The sequence below is a fragment of the Paenibacillus sp. sgz302164 genome, assembly GCF_056120505.1.
The window spans coordinates 37,384-53,989 of sequence record NZ_JBVYOL010000016.1 but is presented as its reverse complement, the minus strand read 5'-3'; the positions used below and the strand labels follow the sequence as shown (position 1 = coordinate 53,989).

The 16,606-nt window shown below is 51.6% G+C and carries 13 protein-coding genes and 5 tRNA genes; 7 read left to right on the top strand and 11 right to left on the bottom strand.

Features of this window, described 5'->3' with window-relative positions; genetic code table 11:
- Positions 1-268 precede the first annotated feature (268 nt).
- A complete protein-coding gene (locus AC0LWT_RS24825) occupies positions 269-1,285 on the bottom strand; it encodes an iron-hydroxamate ABC transporter substrate-binding protein (protein ID WP_474683958.1) in 1,017 nt (338 codons plus the stop codon).
- Positions 1,286-1,556: 271 nt separating this feature from the next.
- Between AC0LWT_RS24825 and AC0LWT_RS24820 the strand changes: the two genes are divergently transcribed.
- Positions 1,557-3,821 (top strand): clostripain-related cysteine peptidase, encoded by a 2,265-nt coding sequence (locus AC0LWT_RS24820; protein WP_474683957.1) that lies wholly within the window; start codon positions 1,557-1,559, stop codon positions 3,819-3,821.
- 44 nt (positions 3,822-3,865) lie between these two features.
- Here the strand turns inward: AC0LWT_RS24820 and AC0LWT_RS24815 are convergent, their stop codons facing one another.
- Together AC0LWT_RS24815 and AC0LWT_RS24810 are read right to left on the bottom strand one after the other, a co-directional pair.
- Complete coding sequence (locus AC0LWT_RS24815; protein ID WP_474683956.1) at positions 3,866-4,564, bottom strand: response regulator transcription factor; 699 nt, start codon at positions 4,562-4,564, stop codon at positions 3,866-3,868.
- Between the two features lie 34 nt (positions 4,565-4,598).
- Positions 4,599-4,799: a hypothetical protein gene (locus AC0LWT_RS24810; RefSeq protein ID WP_474683955.1), complete on the bottom strand. Its 201-nt coding sequence runs from the start codon at positions 4,797-4,799 to the stop codon at positions 4,599-4,601.
- Positions 4,800-5,122: 323 nt separating this feature from the next.
- Here AC0LWT_RS24810 and AC0LWT_RS24805 point away from each other — a divergent pair, with 323 nt between their 5' ends.
- Positions 5,123-5,209, top strand: a complete 87-nt coding sequence (locus AC0LWT_RS24805) for a putative holin-like toxin (RefSeq protein ID WP_474684110.1) — start codon at positions 5,123-5,125, stop codon at positions 5,207-5,209.
- 229 nt (positions 5,210-5,438) lie between these two features.
- Here AC0LWT_RS24805 and AC0LWT_RS24800 read toward each other — a convergent pair.
- The 3 genes from AC0LWT_RS24800 to AC0LWT_RS24790 form a co-directional block, all read right to left on the bottom strand.
- Positions 5,439-5,520, bottom strand: a tRNA-Leu gene (locus tag AC0LWT_RS24800).
- Between the two features lie 36 nt (positions 5,521-5,556).
- Positions 5,557-5,629: transfer RNA gene (locus tag AC0LWT_RS24795), tRNA-Lys, on the bottom strand.
- Between the two features lie 20 nt (positions 5,630-5,649).
- Positions 5,650-5,724 (bottom strand) — tRNA-Glu (locus tag AC0LWT_RS24790).
- A gap of 149 nt (positions 5,725-5,873) precedes the next feature.
- On the opposite strand from AC0LWT_RS24790, the gene corA reads away from it, so the two are divergent.
- Entirely contained in the window at positions 5,874-6,803 is a 930-nt protein-coding gene (gene corA, locus AC0LWT_RS24785; protein WP_474683954.1) for a magnesium/cobalt transporter CorA, read from the top strand.
- A 62-nt stretch (positions 6,804-6,865) separates the two neighbouring features.
- Here corA and AC0LWT_RS24780 read toward each other — a convergent pair whose 3' ends face one another.
- The 4 genes from AC0LWT_RS24780 to AC0LWT_RS24765 all read right to left on the bottom strand — a co-directional run bounded on the left by AC0LWT_RS24780 (position 6,866) and on the right by AC0LWT_RS24765 (position 9,409).
- A complete protein-coding gene (locus AC0LWT_RS24780) occupies positions 6,866-8,608 on the bottom strand; it encodes a methyl-accepting chemotaxis protein (protein ID WP_474683953.1) in 1,743 nt (580 codons plus the stop codon).
- Between the two features lie 140 nt (positions 8,609-8,748).
- A tRNA-Ser gene (locus AC0LWT_RS24775) sits at positions 8,749-8,837 on the bottom strand.
- Positions 8,838-8,841: 4 nt separating this feature from the next.
- Positions 8,842-8,917 (bottom strand) — tRNA-Asn (locus tag AC0LWT_RS24770).
- A gap of 18 nt (positions 8,918-8,935) precedes the next feature.
- Positions 8,936-9,409, bottom strand: coding sequence for a SprT family protein (locus AC0LWT_RS24765; RefSeq protein WP_474683952.1), 474 nt, complete (start codon positions 9,407-9,409; stop codon positions 8,936-8,938).
- Between the two features lie 114 nt (positions 9,410-9,523).
- Here AC0LWT_RS24765 and AC0LWT_RS24760 point away from each other — a divergent pair, with 114 nt between their 5' ends.
- The 4 genes from AC0LWT_RS24760 to AC0LWT_RS24745 all read left to right on the top strand — a co-directional run bounded on the left by AC0LWT_RS24760 (position 9,524) and on the right by AC0LWT_RS24745 (position 12,442).
- The gene (locus tag AC0LWT_RS24760) at positions 9,524-9,877 is read left to right on the top strand and encodes a hydrolase/acyltransferase (RefSeq protein WP_474683951.1); all 354 of its coding nucleotides are present in this window, start codon (positions 9,524-9,526) and stop codon (positions 9,875-9,877) included.
- A 120-nt stretch (positions 9,878-9,997) separates the two neighbouring features.
- Positions 9,998-10,162: a cortex morphogenetic protein CmpA gene (cmpA, locus tag AC0LWT_RS24755; RefSeq protein ID WP_474683950.1), complete on the top strand. Its 165-nt coding sequence runs from the start codon at positions 9,998-10,000 to the stop codon at positions 10,160-10,162.
- A gap of 253 nt (positions 10,163-10,415) precedes the next feature.
- On the top strand, positions 10,416-11,642 hold the full coding sequence (locus tag AC0LWT_RS24750; protein WP_474683949.1) for an RCC1 domain-containing protein: 1,227 nt from the start codon (positions 10,416-10,418) through the stop codon (positions 11,640-11,642).
- A 161-nt stretch (positions 11,643-11,803) separates the two neighbouring features.
- Positions 11,804-12,442 (top strand): hypothetical protein, encoded by a 639-nt coding sequence (locus AC0LWT_RS24745; RefSeq protein WP_474683948.1) that lies wholly within the window; start codon positions 11,804-11,806, stop codon positions 12,440-12,442.
- Between the two features lie 1,565 nt (positions 12,443-14,007).
- On the opposite strand, the gene AC0LWT_RS24740 is transcribed toward AC0LWT_RS24745, so the two are convergent.
- The gene (locus AC0LWT_RS24740; RefSeq protein ID WP_474683947.1) at positions 14,008-16,281 is read right to left on the bottom strand and encodes a Tex family protein; all 2,274 of its coding nucleotides are present in this window, start codon (positions 16,279-16,281) and stop codon (positions 14,008-14,010) included.
- Positions 16,282-16,606: the final 325 nt, after the last annotated feature.

Below are 16,606 nucleotides of genomic sequence, written 5' to 3'. Positions count from 1 at the left end.
CTTGCCCGCTACTTCAGCCCGTAACCTGTGCAGGAAAAAACCTCCACTTTCGCAGACGCTCTCCCTGCCAAGTCCCATTGCCCCTACTTCAACTCTGAGCCCCGCGTAGGAGAGGCGTTGCTTGAGGAATAGCGGCTGCGCCCCCTCCGTTTCCTCTAACCCGCCACTTTCTCAACAGTCTGTTTTGCACTGCTTCTGCTCACTGCCATTCCTGCACAACCGGCTGCCCGCTCGGAAAAAGCAAAAGAGGGGCCGAGGCCCCTCTCCGTCATTTCTTATTCTCGGCTTTTCTGGCGATCAGCATATCGACAACGATGTCGATTTGTGCGGTGATGGCGATAGGATCGTAACGATAGAACGTTTCGTAGTCGTTATAGAAAACGTTGTTGTTCTTCGAAGCTTTCAACCCTTTCCACACGTTGGAATTCCTCAACTGTTTCTGCGCTTCGCCCTTTTTGTCCGGGTCATAGGTCGTCAGGAACATATAGTCGGTTGCGTACTCCGGCAGCACCTCCATGGAAAGCTGCATGGCCTCTTTTTGCGCCTTAGCCCGGATATTGTCCGGCATTTTCAGCTTCAGCGCGTTATATACCGCTTGTCCGCCCCGGCCGCCGTTGTCGCCGAATACCCAAAGATCGCCTTTGTCCGTCAGCTCGTAAATGCCGAAAGTCGCGTTCTCTTCGACGACTCCTTTCAACCTTTCGCGGCCGGCCGCCGCCTTTTTATCAAAATCGGCAATAAACTTCTCCGCCTTCTCGGGCTCCCCGACAATATCGCCGAACAGCCGCAATGTTTCGTAAATGTTAGTTGCAGTGCCGTATGGAATGTACAGCGTCGGAGCGATTTTGGACAGCGCATCGTAGTTTTTGTCGTACATGATTACGATCAAATCCGGGGCCAGTTCCAGCGCTTTTTCGGTGTTGATCGGGGCGCCTACGTCCTTCGTATTTGTAAGCAGACCTTTCAAAAAAGGATTGTCAAAAATGGTCGGCTCGGCGCCAACGACATTGGCCCCCACGGACAGCAGTTCACCGCCGTAATAATCGGTAACGATCCGCTTGGGCTTTGCCGGAATCTTGATATCGCCCTTCACGGTTTTATAGGTGCGGACTCCCGATTCGGGCGCTTTGTCCGCCCCAGCCCCAGCCGCCGCTTCCTTGGTCGGCGCCGCTGTTGCCTCAGCGCCTGTTGTCGACGCGTTTTGTGCTCCGCCGCAGGCGCTCAGAAGTACCGAGAAAGTCAACATCAGCGCAACCATTACAAAATGCGATTTTTTCTTTAGCATGATAAACCTCCCCAAAATATATGATAATGCGAATCATTATCAATTGAACTATAGCAAACATCGGTTTTGTTGTCTATATTCAAGCATTATTTTATGGGATGTCACGGCCTATCCTTGATGTAAAACTCCCTGTTTTCCAGCATAATTCCCTCAGGTTTCGACATAGCAAAATTCGTCAAATTGTCCTCCGGATTTGAACTGGTTTTGAACTTGCCGTGCTACAATGTGTCAGAGTTCGGCACTTTGGAACCATAAGGAGAGGGACAAAAGTATGAAACGAATGTTAAAGACAACCGGTAAACTCGCTTTGAAGACTTCATTGGCAGCAGCACTGGCCATCCTGCCTGCTTCCTACGAAGCGGGAATAGCTGCGGCGGAAGATGCTGCAGATTACACCGTGCTGGTGTACATGAACGGATCCGACCTTGAGAGCGCGAATAACGCCGGCGCGGCATCGGCGGATCTGGAAGAGATGATGAAGGTCGGATCGTCCTCCAAGCTGAAGGTCGTCGTCGAAACCGGCGGCACGAAGCAGTGGGTGAACCCGAAGATCAGCAACGAGGTCAACCAGAGATGGCTCGTGAAGCAGGGCGACATCGAGAATGTCGGGCCCGATCTGGGCTCACGGAACATGGGCGATTCTAACACGTTGAAAGATTTTATCGAGTGGGGCGTAAAGAAATATCCGGCGAAAAAATATGCGCTTGTTTTCTGGGATCATGGCGCCGGTTCGGTCAATGGCTTTGCCTCGGATGAGCTCCATGACGGCGATTCGCTTACGCTGGATGAAATTCAGACCGGAATCAGCGGCGCTCTGGCCCAGACCAAAACGAATTTCGAACTGATCGGCTTCGACGCCTGTCTGATGGCGACACTGGAAAACGCCAAAATGCTCTCGCCTTTCGGCCATTATCTGGTCGCTTCGGAGGAGCTTGAGCCGGGCCATGGTTGGAACTATACGCCCATCCTGCAGGCGATTGCGAACAATCCGGCGATTACCGGCGACAAGCTTGGAACCGCTATCGCGGATGGTTACAAAGAGCAAGCCGCTGAGCAGGATACGGCGAATACGATCACTCTTTCCGTCACCGATTTGTCTAAAATCGAACCCGTCGAAAAAGCGCTCAACGCATTTATCGCCAAAACGAGCGCAGACATCAGCGACCCGGAACGCATCAAATCCGTAGCCAAAGCGCGCAGCAAGTCGGAAGATTACGGCAGCAGCGGGGCGCACGGCGGCAATACGGACATGGTGGACCTCGCCGATCTAGCGAAAAACGCAGCCAATCAGTATCCGGCAGAATCCAAGCAGCTTATGGAAGCGGTCGGGCAGGCGGTTCTGTACAACATCAACAGCGATGCAAAGCCTGATGCGAAGGGACTTTCCATTTACTTCCCTTTCAAGGACAAAGACAACTTCGAAGCCAACCTGGAGAAATACGACAAAATCGATTTTTCGCCGGAATACAAAAAATTCGTTCACGACTACGTGAAACAAATCAAGTCGGACTCGAAGGGCGTTCATTTTGACACCGCCGCTCCTGCGCTTGAAGAAGAAAGCGCGGAGGGTCAATCCCGAAGCAAATCGTCCTATTCCGTCAAAGTAAACCCCAATGACGTCGGAGACATCGCCGAAGCATATTCCGTGCTCGCCAAGTATGAAGAAGGCTCGAATACGAAAGTGATGTTCCTCGGCATGGACGGCAACGTCGATATTGACGAGAAAACCGGGGAATTGAAGGATAACTGGACAGGACAGTGGGTCATGCTGAACGGACATTTCGTCTCCATGTTCGAGACAGACGTGAGCGAACACAGCATTCAGTATTCGATCCCTGCCAAGCTGAACGGCACAGAGCTCAACATTCTCACCGAGTTTAAAGCAGGGGCCGCGGAAGCGGAAATTTTGGGCGCATGGAAGGGAATCGATCCGAAAACAGGCATGGCCGACAAGAACATCATCAAAATCAAAAAAGGCGATAAAATTACTCCTTTGTTCTACACACACGATACCGCCACTGATAAGGAAGGCTTCACGGCAGGTAAAGAATTTACGGTAGATGACAAGCTGAAGCTTACGATGCAAGATCTGCCGGAAGGCGACTACTTGTACGGCTTCTATACAGTGGATTATGCCCAGAACGAAGCATTCTCCGATCTGGCCGCCGTCACGGTCGGAGGAACGGGCATTAAGGTGAAATTGAACGGCAAGCCGCTGTCCTTCGAGCAGCCTCCCGTCATTGTCGGAGAGAAAACGATGGTTCCGCTGCGCGCGATTTTCGAAGCATTGGGGGCAAAAATAAGCTGGGACGGGGATACGAGAACCGTCACGGCACAAAAAGGAGACACAACCGTCGTGCTGCAGGCGGATTCCAAGCTTGCCACAGTAAGCGGCAAACAGGTTGAATTGGAGCAGCCGGCACAAATCGTCGGCGGCAGCACCATGGTTCCGGTCCGCTTCGTCAGCGAAGCGCTGGGCGCCAAAGTCGGCTGGGATGAGGCGACGAGGACTGTACTCATTGATTTGAATCCTTAAAATAGCTCTTTTTTCAGCAAAAAAACTGCTGGGAGGCCAGCCTCTCAGCAGTTTATTGCGTTAAACTTGTATCCGAAGCCCCGAACCGTCTGGATATATGCCGGTTTGGAAGGATTGAGTTCTATTTTTCTCCGAATGTTGAAAATATGTACCTTAACCGTATGGTCGCCCGCTGCATGATCCCATCCCCATATGCGGTCGTAGAGCTGCTCGACATGGAATGTCCGGTCGGGATGGCTGGCTAAATAAATCAGCAGCTTTCTTTCTTTTGCCGACAGAGTCACTTTCTCGGTGCCGATCCAAACGTCGCAGCTGTGAAAGTCGATGGTGATGCGGCCGTCATTATATGTCTGCTCCGAAAGCTTCTCCCGCCTATTCACATAACGGCGCAAATGGGCTCTCACTCTCGCTGCAAGCACGGCCGGATCGCAGGGCTTCGTAATATAGTCGTCCGCACCGGACTCCAGGCCGCTAATGATATCTTCCCGTTTGCATTTACCCGACAAAAACAGAATCGGAATGTCGGTATTCTTGCGCATTTCCATGCATAAGCTCATCCCGTCGGTATCGGGCAAAGCAGTATCCAAAATAATAAGATCCGCCCTGGCGGTTCTCATCGTTTGCAGCGCTTCGCTGCCATTGCATGCGCACAACGGTAGAAACCCCGCCTTGTTTTCAAAATGCGAAGCCAGCTTTCGAACTTTTGATTCGCTGCCGACGATTAAAACTTTTGCATGCTCCATGTCCGCCCCCTTCCGTTCAATCGCCGTATCCTGCCTAACTCCACCAGTAGACGATCCCAAAAGAGAGAGGCAGCGCCAGCAGCAATCCGATAAACAACATCCAATTTTGGACGCGTCTGCTAAAAATATGGAACAGATCGGTTTCGGGAAAGAACCAACCGTGTATCCACCGCAAATAAACGAGAAAGCCCGACCAGAAAAGGTAGACGCCGACTACAGTCCATAATTCCCCCAAATTGCTCCCCCCTGATCCGCGCTATCGCATTCAGCACGCAATTACATGGATCAGAATAAACCAATGCACTTCATGCCGCCATACCTAAAAAGGAGTATTTTTTACTGCCCGAAGCGTTCGTGAATAGAGCTCCGTCATCCGTCAATATAACAAAGAAAAAACCCGAAGCCCCTTGTGTACAAGGAATTTCGGGTTTTATACTGCATTCTTTTCCCTTATTGTATAATACTGGTCGCTTAACTTAAAAGCTTATGCTATAATCGTTTTGCAATATAATAGGCTTTATGGGCGGTCGGCTACTCCCTCGAAAGGGGGTGATGCCTGTGGAGGTAAAAGATGCACTAACCCTAATGTTCATGTTCGGCATGTTCATTTTGGCTTTGCTGACTTACCTAAACTCAAAGAAATAGACCGCCCCTCCAGAAAAGTGTGCGGTCTATTTCTATAGCCTAATCCTTTTCAAAGCCTACCGCCCTTAAAAGCGGATATTGCGCGGGAGAGTCGTGTTGGCAGCACGGCTCTCTTAGCATTGTACGCATTACTTAATTTCAGTATACCATACTGACTCATTATGAAGCAAAAAGATTATAAAAAACCCGAAACCCCTTGTGTGCAAGGAATTCCGGGTTTTACTCGGGATGCGGTCGGAGGGATTTGAACCCTCACGCCTTGTGAGCGCCACCCCCTCAAGATGGTGTGTCTGCCGTTCCACCACGACCGCGCATATATGGGAAGAATGCTCTTCCATAGTAAGAAGTGAGCCATGAAGGACTCGAACCTTCGACACCCTGATTAAAAGTCAGGTGCTCTACCAACTGAGCTAATGGCTCTCAGCCCAAATTGGGAAAAATGGTGACCCGTAGGGGATTCGAACCCCTGTTACCTCCGTGAAAGGGAGGTGTCTTAACCCCTTGACCAACGGGCCATTTACGCCTTGGAACTATGCAGCCCGTTTTGACGACAATTGTTATTATAACGGATTCTACAGACGTTGACAAGCATAATTTCTGGAATTTGATCAAATACATATGGTATTCTGAAAAAAACACTTAGGACGCGAGGTGCACGTCATCCATGCTGGTATACAGAACTAATCAGGGAACCGCTCATGAAGAGCCGATTCGCGTTCCGCAGGCGGACGAAGTGGCCTGGATCCGCATGAAAAACCCGTCGCCGGACGAAGTCAAGTACGTACTGGGCACCTTATTCAAGTGCCATCCCCTGCTCGTCGAGGACGCCATCAAGCTCAATCAGCGGCCGAAGCTGGATACGTACGTCGATCACAATTTTGTTACTTTTTTTGCGATCTCCGATCGCCTGGAGCCGCAGGAATTCGGCATCGTCATCGGAGAAAACTATGTCATTACGGTCTACAAAGAAGATATTCCGTTTTTGGATCAGCTCTATCAAACCTTCCAGGAAGTTGAGAACAGGATGAGCCATCCCGGAGCCATACTTCACTCCATTATGGACCTCTGCGTGGACGATTACTCCGTTCTTGTCGATCAGATCGAGGACCGCCTGGATTCGATGGAGCAAGGTATTTACCACGATCCCGCTATCCGCATTGCGCAGGAAATTTTCCAGCTTAAGCGGACCATTCATCAGTTGAGACGCGTATTTACCGAAGAGCGGACGATACTGATGACGATCGGCCATCACTCTTTTCCCTACACCAGACAGGAAGATAACGTTTATTTTGTAGATATCGTCGACCATATTTCCCGGGTGGTGGATTCGCTTGACATTTTTCGAGAATCGCTGACCGGCTTGCTGGAGCTTCAAATGAGCATGAAATCCGACCGGATGAATGAAATTATGAAGACGCTGACGCTGTTCAGCACGATTTTCCTCCCTCTTACCTTTATTGTCGGTGTGTATGGGATGAATTTCAAGCTGATTCCCGAGCTGAATTGGAAGTACGGCTACGTCTATGTGTGGATTTTGATGCTGTCCATCGGGGTCTTAATGTGGTACTACTTCAAACGCAAACGGTGGTTTTAGAAAAAAAGCGGCGCCACCCGGCGTTCGTGCCGGTTAGGTCCAGTAGGCGCCACTGTCGACTATTATGCAATTTTAAAATAAGATATCGATTCGCTCAATGCCGCAACGACGGCTTTAAGCTGCTCCGCGGCGGATGCAATGTTCTCCATCATCGCAAGCTGCTGCTCGGTGGCTGCTGCAGCTCCCTGGCATTCGACCAGAATTTGACCGGAAGCCGAAGAGGAATGCTCCATCGTAGCGGAAATTTGCTGCGAGCTGGCAGACATCTGTTCGGTAATGGCCGACGTCTCATGAATTTGAGAAACGATGAGATGCACCGATTGCAAAATGGTATGGAAGCTCTGATTCACTTCAATCATCAGCTCCGAACCTGCATCGGCTTCCCGCTTCGCAGCGCTCATGGAACCGGATACGCTGGCGATCTCCAGCCGAGTTGCGTCGATCAGCCCGTTGATTCCTTCGGCGGATTGGAGCGATTGGCTGGCCAGCTTGCGAATTTCGTTGGCGACGACGTGGAAGCCTTTGCCGTGCTCGCCGGCTCTTGCCGCTTCAATGGAAGCGTTCAACGAAAGCAGGTTCGTCTGGTTGGCGAAATGCGTAATGCTCAGAGCGATTTTCCCGATCTCCTCGGATTTGTGCGTCAACGATTGTACCGTTTGGGCCAGCAAATCGACTGACGCCAAAATATGAGTCATCTGCTGCTGCAGCTTCACCAGCAATTCGTTGCCGATCCCCGCATGGCGGGAAGTGAGCGAGGAATGCTCGGCCATAACGCCGGTATTTTCCGCTACGCGCTGAATTCCGATAGCCATCTCCTCGACGGCTCTGCTTGTCTCCGCGCTGCTGCGCGTTTGGAGCTCCGCATCGTGCGTAACTTCCTGGATGCTCCCGGCAATGTGCTCGGCGGCAGACGCAGACTCCCTGGAGCTGTCGTTCAGATCCAAAGATGCCGAATGGACGAATTCGGCGTGACGGGCGATCGTGCCGATCAGCTCTTTCATTTTCATCACCATCTTGTCCACCGATTGCAAAATGCTCCCCAGCTCATCCTGCGTATACCGCTGCGCCGGTTCGTGGCGAAGATCCCCTGCGGCTACCTTGCCGGTCACTTCTGCGATCCTTCGCACTGTTACCATAATGCGGCGAATGATAAATGCACCCGCAGCACTGATGATAATCATTAGCACGATCACGCCCGCAATCGTCATCCACATCGTTTGTCTCGATTGCACCCGCTTGGTTTCGATACTCGATTTGGCATATGCATCCAAAATTTCGCCGGCTTGATTCAGCCCTTCGCGCCCGCCCTCGAAAACCGCTTCCAGCTTCGGATCGTTCATGGCACCCTGTGCGGGAGCCGGCGATTGAACCGCTTGCTTTGCCGCTTGGGCCCATTGATCGAACAATTTATGGAAATTGGAAAAATTTTGCTCAAAAGTAAGTTTCGATTTCTCATGCGCAATCTGAAGCATTTGTTTGTTTTTCAAAACGGTTTCGACCTGCCCGACTCGCGTATTGGCCTGATCGATGTTGTCCTGTAAAATTTGAAGCTGGTTTTTTTTCTCATCCGCGCTTAAAGATCCGGAAACAAGAAGCTGATACGCGGCGAGCGCCTGGTACATATCCCGATCCGCATTCAGAATGAGCGATGTGCTCTTTTCCGTTGTTTCATAGAGCGAGGACGCCAGTTCCTCCACATTTCTGTCATTTTGCCGCGACAGGTACGTGCTCGTCCCCAAATAGAACAAGCAAGGCACGAGAAGCAATAAAATAAGTCTGATCCGGATCGTAAACAATTTTGCCAAATGCTTGTCCTCCCTTTTTGTTGTAAAACTACGTCTATCGTATCCGGAAAAGATGTTGAAAGTTTTAGAATTTTGTTTGAAAAGTGCAAAAAAATAAACCCGACGGCATGACGTCCGTCAGGTTTATCGGCTTTCACATACGGAGAGAGAGGGATTCGAACCCTCGCACCGCTTACGCAGTCTAACCCCTTAGCAGAGGGTCCCCTTATAGCCACTTGGGTATCTCTCCAGAATGGCTCCCCGAACAGGACTCGAACCTGTGACAACTCGATTAACAGTCGAGTGCTCTACCAACTGAGCTATCAGGGAATAACAAGTTTTATTTTATTATGAAGGAGTTTGTAAGTCAAGTGTATACGATTTCAATTTGCCCCTGCATTTTCCGCAAGCGTATTTGCCGACATCCATTTTGCGCATCCGGTAATACTCCGTTTTGCAATTTACGCATTCAAGCCGGTACTTGTACGACCGTTTCTTCGAAGGGCGCGGCAAAGAGCGGCAGAATCGCGTTCCTCCCACCTGTTCGAGCAGCGTCTTGAAATCGTGGTCTCTGTGCTGGTACCCTCTTTTCATAATGTGCAAATGATAATGGCAAAGCTCATGCTTAATGATTTTCTCAACTTCATCGCGGCCGAACGATTCCCACTGCACCCAGCTGATTTCAATATCGTGGGATTTCGTAAAATAGCGCCCTCCCGTCGACCTTAACCTTCGATTAAACCGCGCTTGATGTAGAAAAGGTCTGCCGAACGATGTCAAAGAGATGTGCTCTACCCACTGCTGCAGCTCCCGATCATCCATCAAAATACGCTCCTTTTATGAAGTTCTCACTTGAATTTGTACCGTATGAACGGCTATACTGTCAAGTAGAAAAGTAGAACGCAGCCTTTCCTGAGAGGGGAATTATCGATTATTATGCCACAAATGAGATACGCCATTCTAAAGCTGGACGAACAATTGGAATTTGTCGAACTGCCTTCCGCTTACATGTACCAGCTCACCGCCTTAAATCAACGGCTGCATAAAGAGCTTGAAAAGCTTACGGCCGACCGTGTGCCGGAGCTGCCCGTTGTCATTGCCGAATGCGACGATTTGGAGCTGATCGGGGCCAAGTACAGCCTGATTCACGGCATGGACTACATCAACAGGCTTGAGCAATCCTTCGCGGCCGTACAAGAAAAAACTTACCCGCTGATTTCTCTGCTGACCGAAATTCGCGCCCTGCAGGCGCAGCTGGAGCAGTGGTACGAAGAGGAATGGCAAGCTTAAACTTTTGCCTTTAAGCTGCCTCACGTGCAGAAGCAGGAAGTCGGCCCGGCAAAGGACCTGCACCTAATGCGCCCATTCCACATATCCTATTCATACATAGGCTAGGAAGGGGATGGGCACATGCCGCAATGGCTCTGTAATCAATTAATGCGGGCCTTCCACAACAAAAACCGCAGACAAATCCGGTTGCTGAACGACAGCTGGTTCTTTTATCGTTCCCGCCGCTCTAACGAGGAGTGGACCGATTCGCAAACACCGGACGGCCCGGGCAAACGCAAATACTAATAAAGAAGCTGGCGCCTGAACGAGCGGGTGTCAGCTTTTTGCAATTTAAATTTTTTTAAAATGCGAAAAACAACACTGTATTTCTGCATCATTTCTGATACAATATGTATCATTCAAAGAAATTCCCATCCCTTTTTAAGGAGGAATCGCCTATAAGATGAGATAAACCCCTGTCGAAGTCTTCCGACAGCAGACCCTTCACGGATTTCCCTCAGCCTTACCCCAATTTGTGATGAAACCTCGCTGATTTCGCATGATCTTCCATTGGATACCCATGTATCCGCTCTCCCTTTTCTTTTTTTGCGTTTTTCCTAATTCTAAAAACCCCCTTTATTTACCCGCATCGTCTTCCCCGGTTTTCCCTAGTTTTCCCCTCTTTTCTCTTGCTCCGCCCCAATGCTGCGAAGGGCAGTTAGGCGACGGAACGAACACAAACCAGAAAATTCCCGTTAAGGTCAAGGATTTGACCTCCGTGAGCGCTATCGCGGCCGGCAAAAATTTCTCCCTCGCACTCAAAAGCGACGGCACCGTTTGGGCATGGGGCGCGAACGGCAACGGTGAGCTCGGCAACGGCACTACGGCCAAGTCTAATGTGCCCGTTCAGGTTTCCTTGCTTACCGACATTAAAGCGATTGCGGCCGGCTACTCGCACGCGCTGGCTTTGAAAAACGACGGCACCGCCTGGTCCTGGGGGTATAACGGCTACGGCCAACTCGGGAACGGCACAACTTCCAACCGGACTTACCCCGAGCAAATTGCTTCCCTTTCCTCCATTCAAGCTATTAGCGGCGGGGAGCATATGACGCTCGCGTATGGAAACAACGGCATTCTGTATGCTTTCGGCCGCAATGACACCGGCCAACTCGGGAACGGTACGACCATGGATACGAATGCGCCGCAAAAAGTCATTGGTCCGAATCTGAATCCGGCCGATGTCACGGCTCCAACAACGATCTCGGACTTCCGCTTAACGGCGCTGCGAGTGCGTTCCGCCGATTTGGCCTGGTCGAAAGCGGCGGACGATGTAGGCGTAAGCGGGTATGAAATTTCCAACGGTTCCGTTTGGGTCGGAACTACCGGGCCTACGAGCACCAGTATAACGATTAACAATCTGGCATTGAACACCTCTTATTCGTTCACGATAAAAGCCAAGGACGCTACCGGCAACCGCGCTGCCGCCAGCAATCCGGTTACAGCCGCTACTTCCGATAAAACGCCTCCTTCCGTTCCGAAGGACCTTACCCTTCTGGGCTTAAGCAATTCAGCCGTTACCTTAACGTGGACCGGCAGCACGGACAACGATGTGGTCAAACAATACAATATTTATTCGGGAACCGCCCGTGTAGGAAGCACCGCAAGCAACAGCTTTACCGTGACAGGACTGCTTTCCAAAACCGCCTACTCCTTCACCGTAAAAGCCGAGGACGACGCGGGCAACGAATCGGCGTCGAGCACGCCGCTGTCCGTTACAACGGAGTAAATGCAAATTTTTGGCTCCAAGTATTGCTTTCATCTCCCTTGCGCTCTATAATGTAAATAAATGCCATACACTACGGAGTGAAGCACACTCGATTATGCAGAGATTTCTGCATGTCGGGTGTGCTTTTTTGCACTCTTTAACAGGGGGGAATGCAGAGATTCATGCATCCGGAGGTTAAAAAATATGTAACTGCCATGGAACGGCAAGCCGCTGCCAATGGCCCCGTACGCAAAAGGCTTCATCCCGTCGCCATCCTTTTTCTCGAAGAGGTATGGGGCCCCGTCTTTCATTTTCATTACGAGGGATTGACGCTCGAAAATCAGCCGTGCACCGTTTTCCTATGTTCCCGGGAAGACGCCAAAGTGCTGATTGAAATCGCGGACACTTCGGACAACCTGGGCAATACGGTACCGGGCGAGACGAACGAGCAGCTGTTTTGGCAAAATGACCTGATCTTGTCAGGATGGCTTTTTCTGCGGTTCTCCGCCGAACTGATCAAACGGTACCCCGGACTTTGCCAAAAACAGCTGAAGCAAGCGGCCGATTACCGCCATTTACCGCCCAGAACCGCTTCCTCCAGCAAAGAAACCGACATCTGGGAACTTAGAAAAGGGATCGTCATTCAAATGGCCATGCGCCACAACGGCACAATCAGACCGCGCGAAGTTGCAGCCGAGTTCAACATCAGCATCCGTTCCGCAGCCGAATGGCTAAGACGCCTCGCCGTCGAAGGCATGCTCTCCCTCACCGCCGGACCCAAACAGTCCAAGGTGTACAGCTTGAGCGATTCCGTCCGTTGAGTGGACGGAAAAAGCCCGGAAGGACGATACAGGCACCTTTGAAAACCGCCAAAGTGGAGACAGATTGCCGAGAAAATCGTCCAGATGGACGACACATGCACCTTTGAAAGGGGTGATGCTATTTAGTTGAGAGCCTGCGGACGGCGGGCTAGTTTACAGATGAGAGGATGAGGGTTACCACTAAAATCTATGCTTTGTCTGCTACCGAATAATGGACACCGCGGTGGCGGTTGCTTTGCTAATTTGAGTTGTGTTGGGGGTGAGGCTGGGTTAGTTGGGCTTGCGGAATGCAGGCTAGTTTACATGGTGAGAGGATGAGGATTACCACCAAAATCTATGCTTTGTCTGCTACCGAATAATGGACACCGCGGTGGCGGTTGCTTTGCTAATTTGAGTTGTGTTAGGGGTGAGGCTGAGTTAGTTGAGCTTGCGGATTGCGGGCTAGTTTATAGATGAGAGGATGAGGGTTACCACTAAAATCTATGCTTTGTCTGCTGTCGAATAATGGACACCTCTGAGGAAGTCGCTTTTGCTAATTTGAGTTGTGTTGGGGGTGAAGCAGGGTTAGTTGGGATTTCGGATTGCGGGCTAGTTTACAGATGAGAGGATGAGGACTACTACTGCATTGACTGCTGCTGGATGGTGAACCTTCCACGGTGGTCGCTTGTACCAAATCGAATAGTGCTGGTGGTGAGGCAGCTTAGTTGGGTTTGCGGAATGCGGGCTAGTTTATAGATGAGAGGATGAGGATAATTCCAGTTAATTGATGTATGCACGCATGTTGTCAAACGAAAGAAGGTGACCCATCCATTGTTGAAGTTCATGCTTCTGCTTAGAATGCTGCAGCTTTCAAGCTTGCAGCAGAAAAACGCTGACCAAGCAAACCAACAAAACAACAAAAGCCCTCATGCCGCTAGGCGGTACCCATAAAGATGAAAATAATGTATCGCTAGTTATTTTCAAAGTAGTTCCTAAACGAGTTTCACTGAAAAAGGAACCAATAATAGAACGGGCATTAATTTGTATAGAGGTCGATCCGTTGTCTTTTGGAGATTGTCGATCTGCGTTAACCAGCCATGGCGATTCTTTATTTCATTGTTATAGGAAAAGCCGACAATTTGCAGGACTGTCCCAGGACAAAGGTGTGGCCGTTATAGTCGGCGCAGCCGTTCGTTTAGCGCTTGGCAGCTTGTAAAGAAACCTGCGAAAGTGCAGGCTTTTTCGAAGGAAGCGGGCCATTTTAGGGAAAAGCCTGCAAATGTACAGGAATTATCCCTTAATAGAGGGCTAAATCCTAAATGTTAGCAAAAAAGCTGTAGATTTGCAGGAATATTCCGCTGCAAGCGTATCTACGAGCAAAAAGATGTATTTTTGCAGGTTTTCTGCGCCGCGTTAACAGCGAAGCTCTGCCCTAACGGACGAGTTATATCAACAGTCTCAATTTTGCAGGGTTTTCTAAGTGCGATAATGCCTCATCGTGAGAGCTCCGGCTCCTTCTCGACTGAAAAAGGCAAAAAGAAGCCGGACACCAACATGCATCCGGCTGCTCTTGCCACCGCTATCATTTACTGCGGCTTCTTCATGGACAAGCTGACGCGGCCTTTTTTCGCGTCCACGCCCAGCACCCACACGGTGACGATGTCTCCGACGGAGACGACGTCCATCGGGTGCTTGACGAAACCGTTCTTGAGCTGGGAAATATGAACGAGGCCGTCGTTCTTGATCCCGATATCGACGAACGCGCCGAAGTCGATGACGTTGCGCACCGTGCCGGTCAATTCCATGCCCGGCACAAGATCCTCAAGCTGCAGCACGTCGGTGCGGAAGATCGGCGCGGGGACTTCGTCCCGCGGATCCCGCCCCGGACGCTGCAGGCTGTCCAGGATGTCCCGCAGCGTCGGGACACCTACGCCCAGCTTCGGAGCGAGCTGCTCCGGCGCAAGACCTTGCAGCAGCTCGCGAAGCTGCTGCGACCCGAGCTGCTCCAGCTCCAGGCGCAGCTCCTTGAACAACCGATCCACCACCTCATAGGACTCCGGGTGGATCGGGGTATTGTCGAGCGGGTTGCGGCCGCCCGGAATCCGCATGAAGCCGACGCACTGCTCGAAGGTTTTCGCGCCAAGGCGCGGAACCTTCGACAGCTCCTGCCGGCTGCCGAACTTGCCGTTCTCCTCGCGATACTTTACGATGTTTTTCGCCAGTGTCGCGTTTACGCCCGACACATAGGACAAAAGCGACGGCGACGCCGTGTTCAGATCGACGCCGACATGGTTGACGGCCGACTCCACGACGGCCTTCAAGTTCTCGTCGAGCCGTTTCTGCGAGACGTCGTGCTGATACTGCCCGACGCCGATCGCCTTCGGCTCGATCTTCACCAGCTCCGCGAGCGGGTCCTGCAGACGCCGCGCAATCGAAATCGCGCTGCGCTCGGCCACGTCGAGCTCCGGGAACTCCGTCTGCGCCAGCTTCGACGCGGAGTAAACGCTCGCCCCCGCTTCGCTGACGATCAAATACTTGAGCTCGCGCTCTTTGATTTCGCCGATCAGCTCCGCGACAAACTGCTCCGTTTCACGGGAAGCCGTCCCGTTGCCAATGACGATCAGCTCTACGCCGTACTTGCTGATCAACTGCTTGAACTTCGCCTTCGCTTCCGCGACCTTATTGTTCGGAGGGGTCGGATAAGTAACGGCGATTTCCAGCATTTTGCCGGTGTCATCGACGACGGCCAGCTTGCAGCCTGTCCGGTAAGCCGGGTCGACACCGAGCACGACGTGCCCTTTGACCGGCGACTGGAGCAGCAGATTGCGCAGATTTTCCGCGAAAATCTTGATCGCCTGCTCCTCCCCCATCTCGGTCATCACACCGCGCACTTCACGTTCGATGGAAGGCGCGATCAGACGCTTGTAGGCATCTTCGATCACAGCCTGCAGCACATCGCGGACAACCGACGGCCCCTTAATGATCTGCCGGGCCATATATTCGTGAATCCGTTCGATCGGCACATCCATGCCAACCTTCAGCACTTCCTCCCGCTCCCCGCGATTGATCGCGAGAATCCGGTGAGGCGGCAGCTTGCGCACAGGCTCTTGGTACGCATAGTACATTTCATATACGGATTCCTGCTGCGAATCCTTCGCTTCCGTACGCAAAATCCCTTGATCCTGCGTAAATTTCCGTACCCACGCGCGGATTTTGGCATCGTCCGCCACGTTCTCCGCGACGATGTCCATCGCGCCCTGGATCGCCTCCTCGGCGCTTCCTACGCCTTTCTCCGCGTTCACGAAGCGGGCGGCTTCCTGCTCCAGCGAGCCTTGGCGCGGCTGCTTCCAGATCCATTCAGAGAGCGGCTCCAATCCGCGCTCCTTGGCTACGCTCGCTCTCGTCTTCCTCTTCTGGCGGTACGGCCGGTACAAATCCTCGACCTCCTGCAGCTTCGCCGCCTGTTCGATCGATTGACGCAGCTCGTCCGTAAGCTTGCCCTGCTCGTCGATGAGCCGCACCACTTCGATTTTGCGGTCCTCCAGGTTGCGCAAATATTGCAGCCGCTCTTCAATGTCCCGGAGCTGGTTCTCATCCAGCTCCCCGGTCATCTCCTTCCGGTACCGGGCGATGAACGGAATCGTGTTCCCCTCGTCGAGCAAATCGACGGTCGTTTTCACTTTGCCGGCCGGCAGCTGCAGCTCGGCCGAGATTTGCTTCAGGATGCGCTCGCGGATTTCCGCTTTCTTTTCTTCGGAAAGCTGCGCCTTCCCGCCGCTTTCTTCAGCAGCAACAGCTCCCGCGCTGCCGTCATCTTTTGCAAAAAACATTTTCCTTCTCAACATATCCAATAAAGTCATTCCCTTTTCCCCAATCCTCAGTTATGTAAGTCCAGGAATCTGTCCGACGGAGTTACTTTTGTGAGTTCATCGGACAGACTCCTGGTAGAACGTTCCGAAAAAAACGTTCCTACAGGACGATCAGTTAGTCTGCGTTATGGTCCGTTGTTGGTCGTTATGCTGGGCGTAATTTTAATAACGTTATACTAGGAGTCTGACGGGCGGAGTTACTTTTGTGTATATACTGCCGCTTGCGCTGCATGGCGGCGGTCGGTCGACCATATATACCTTCTAAGAGGTTCATTCGGACAGACTCCTGCCCCGAACAACCAAAAAACGAGGGGAT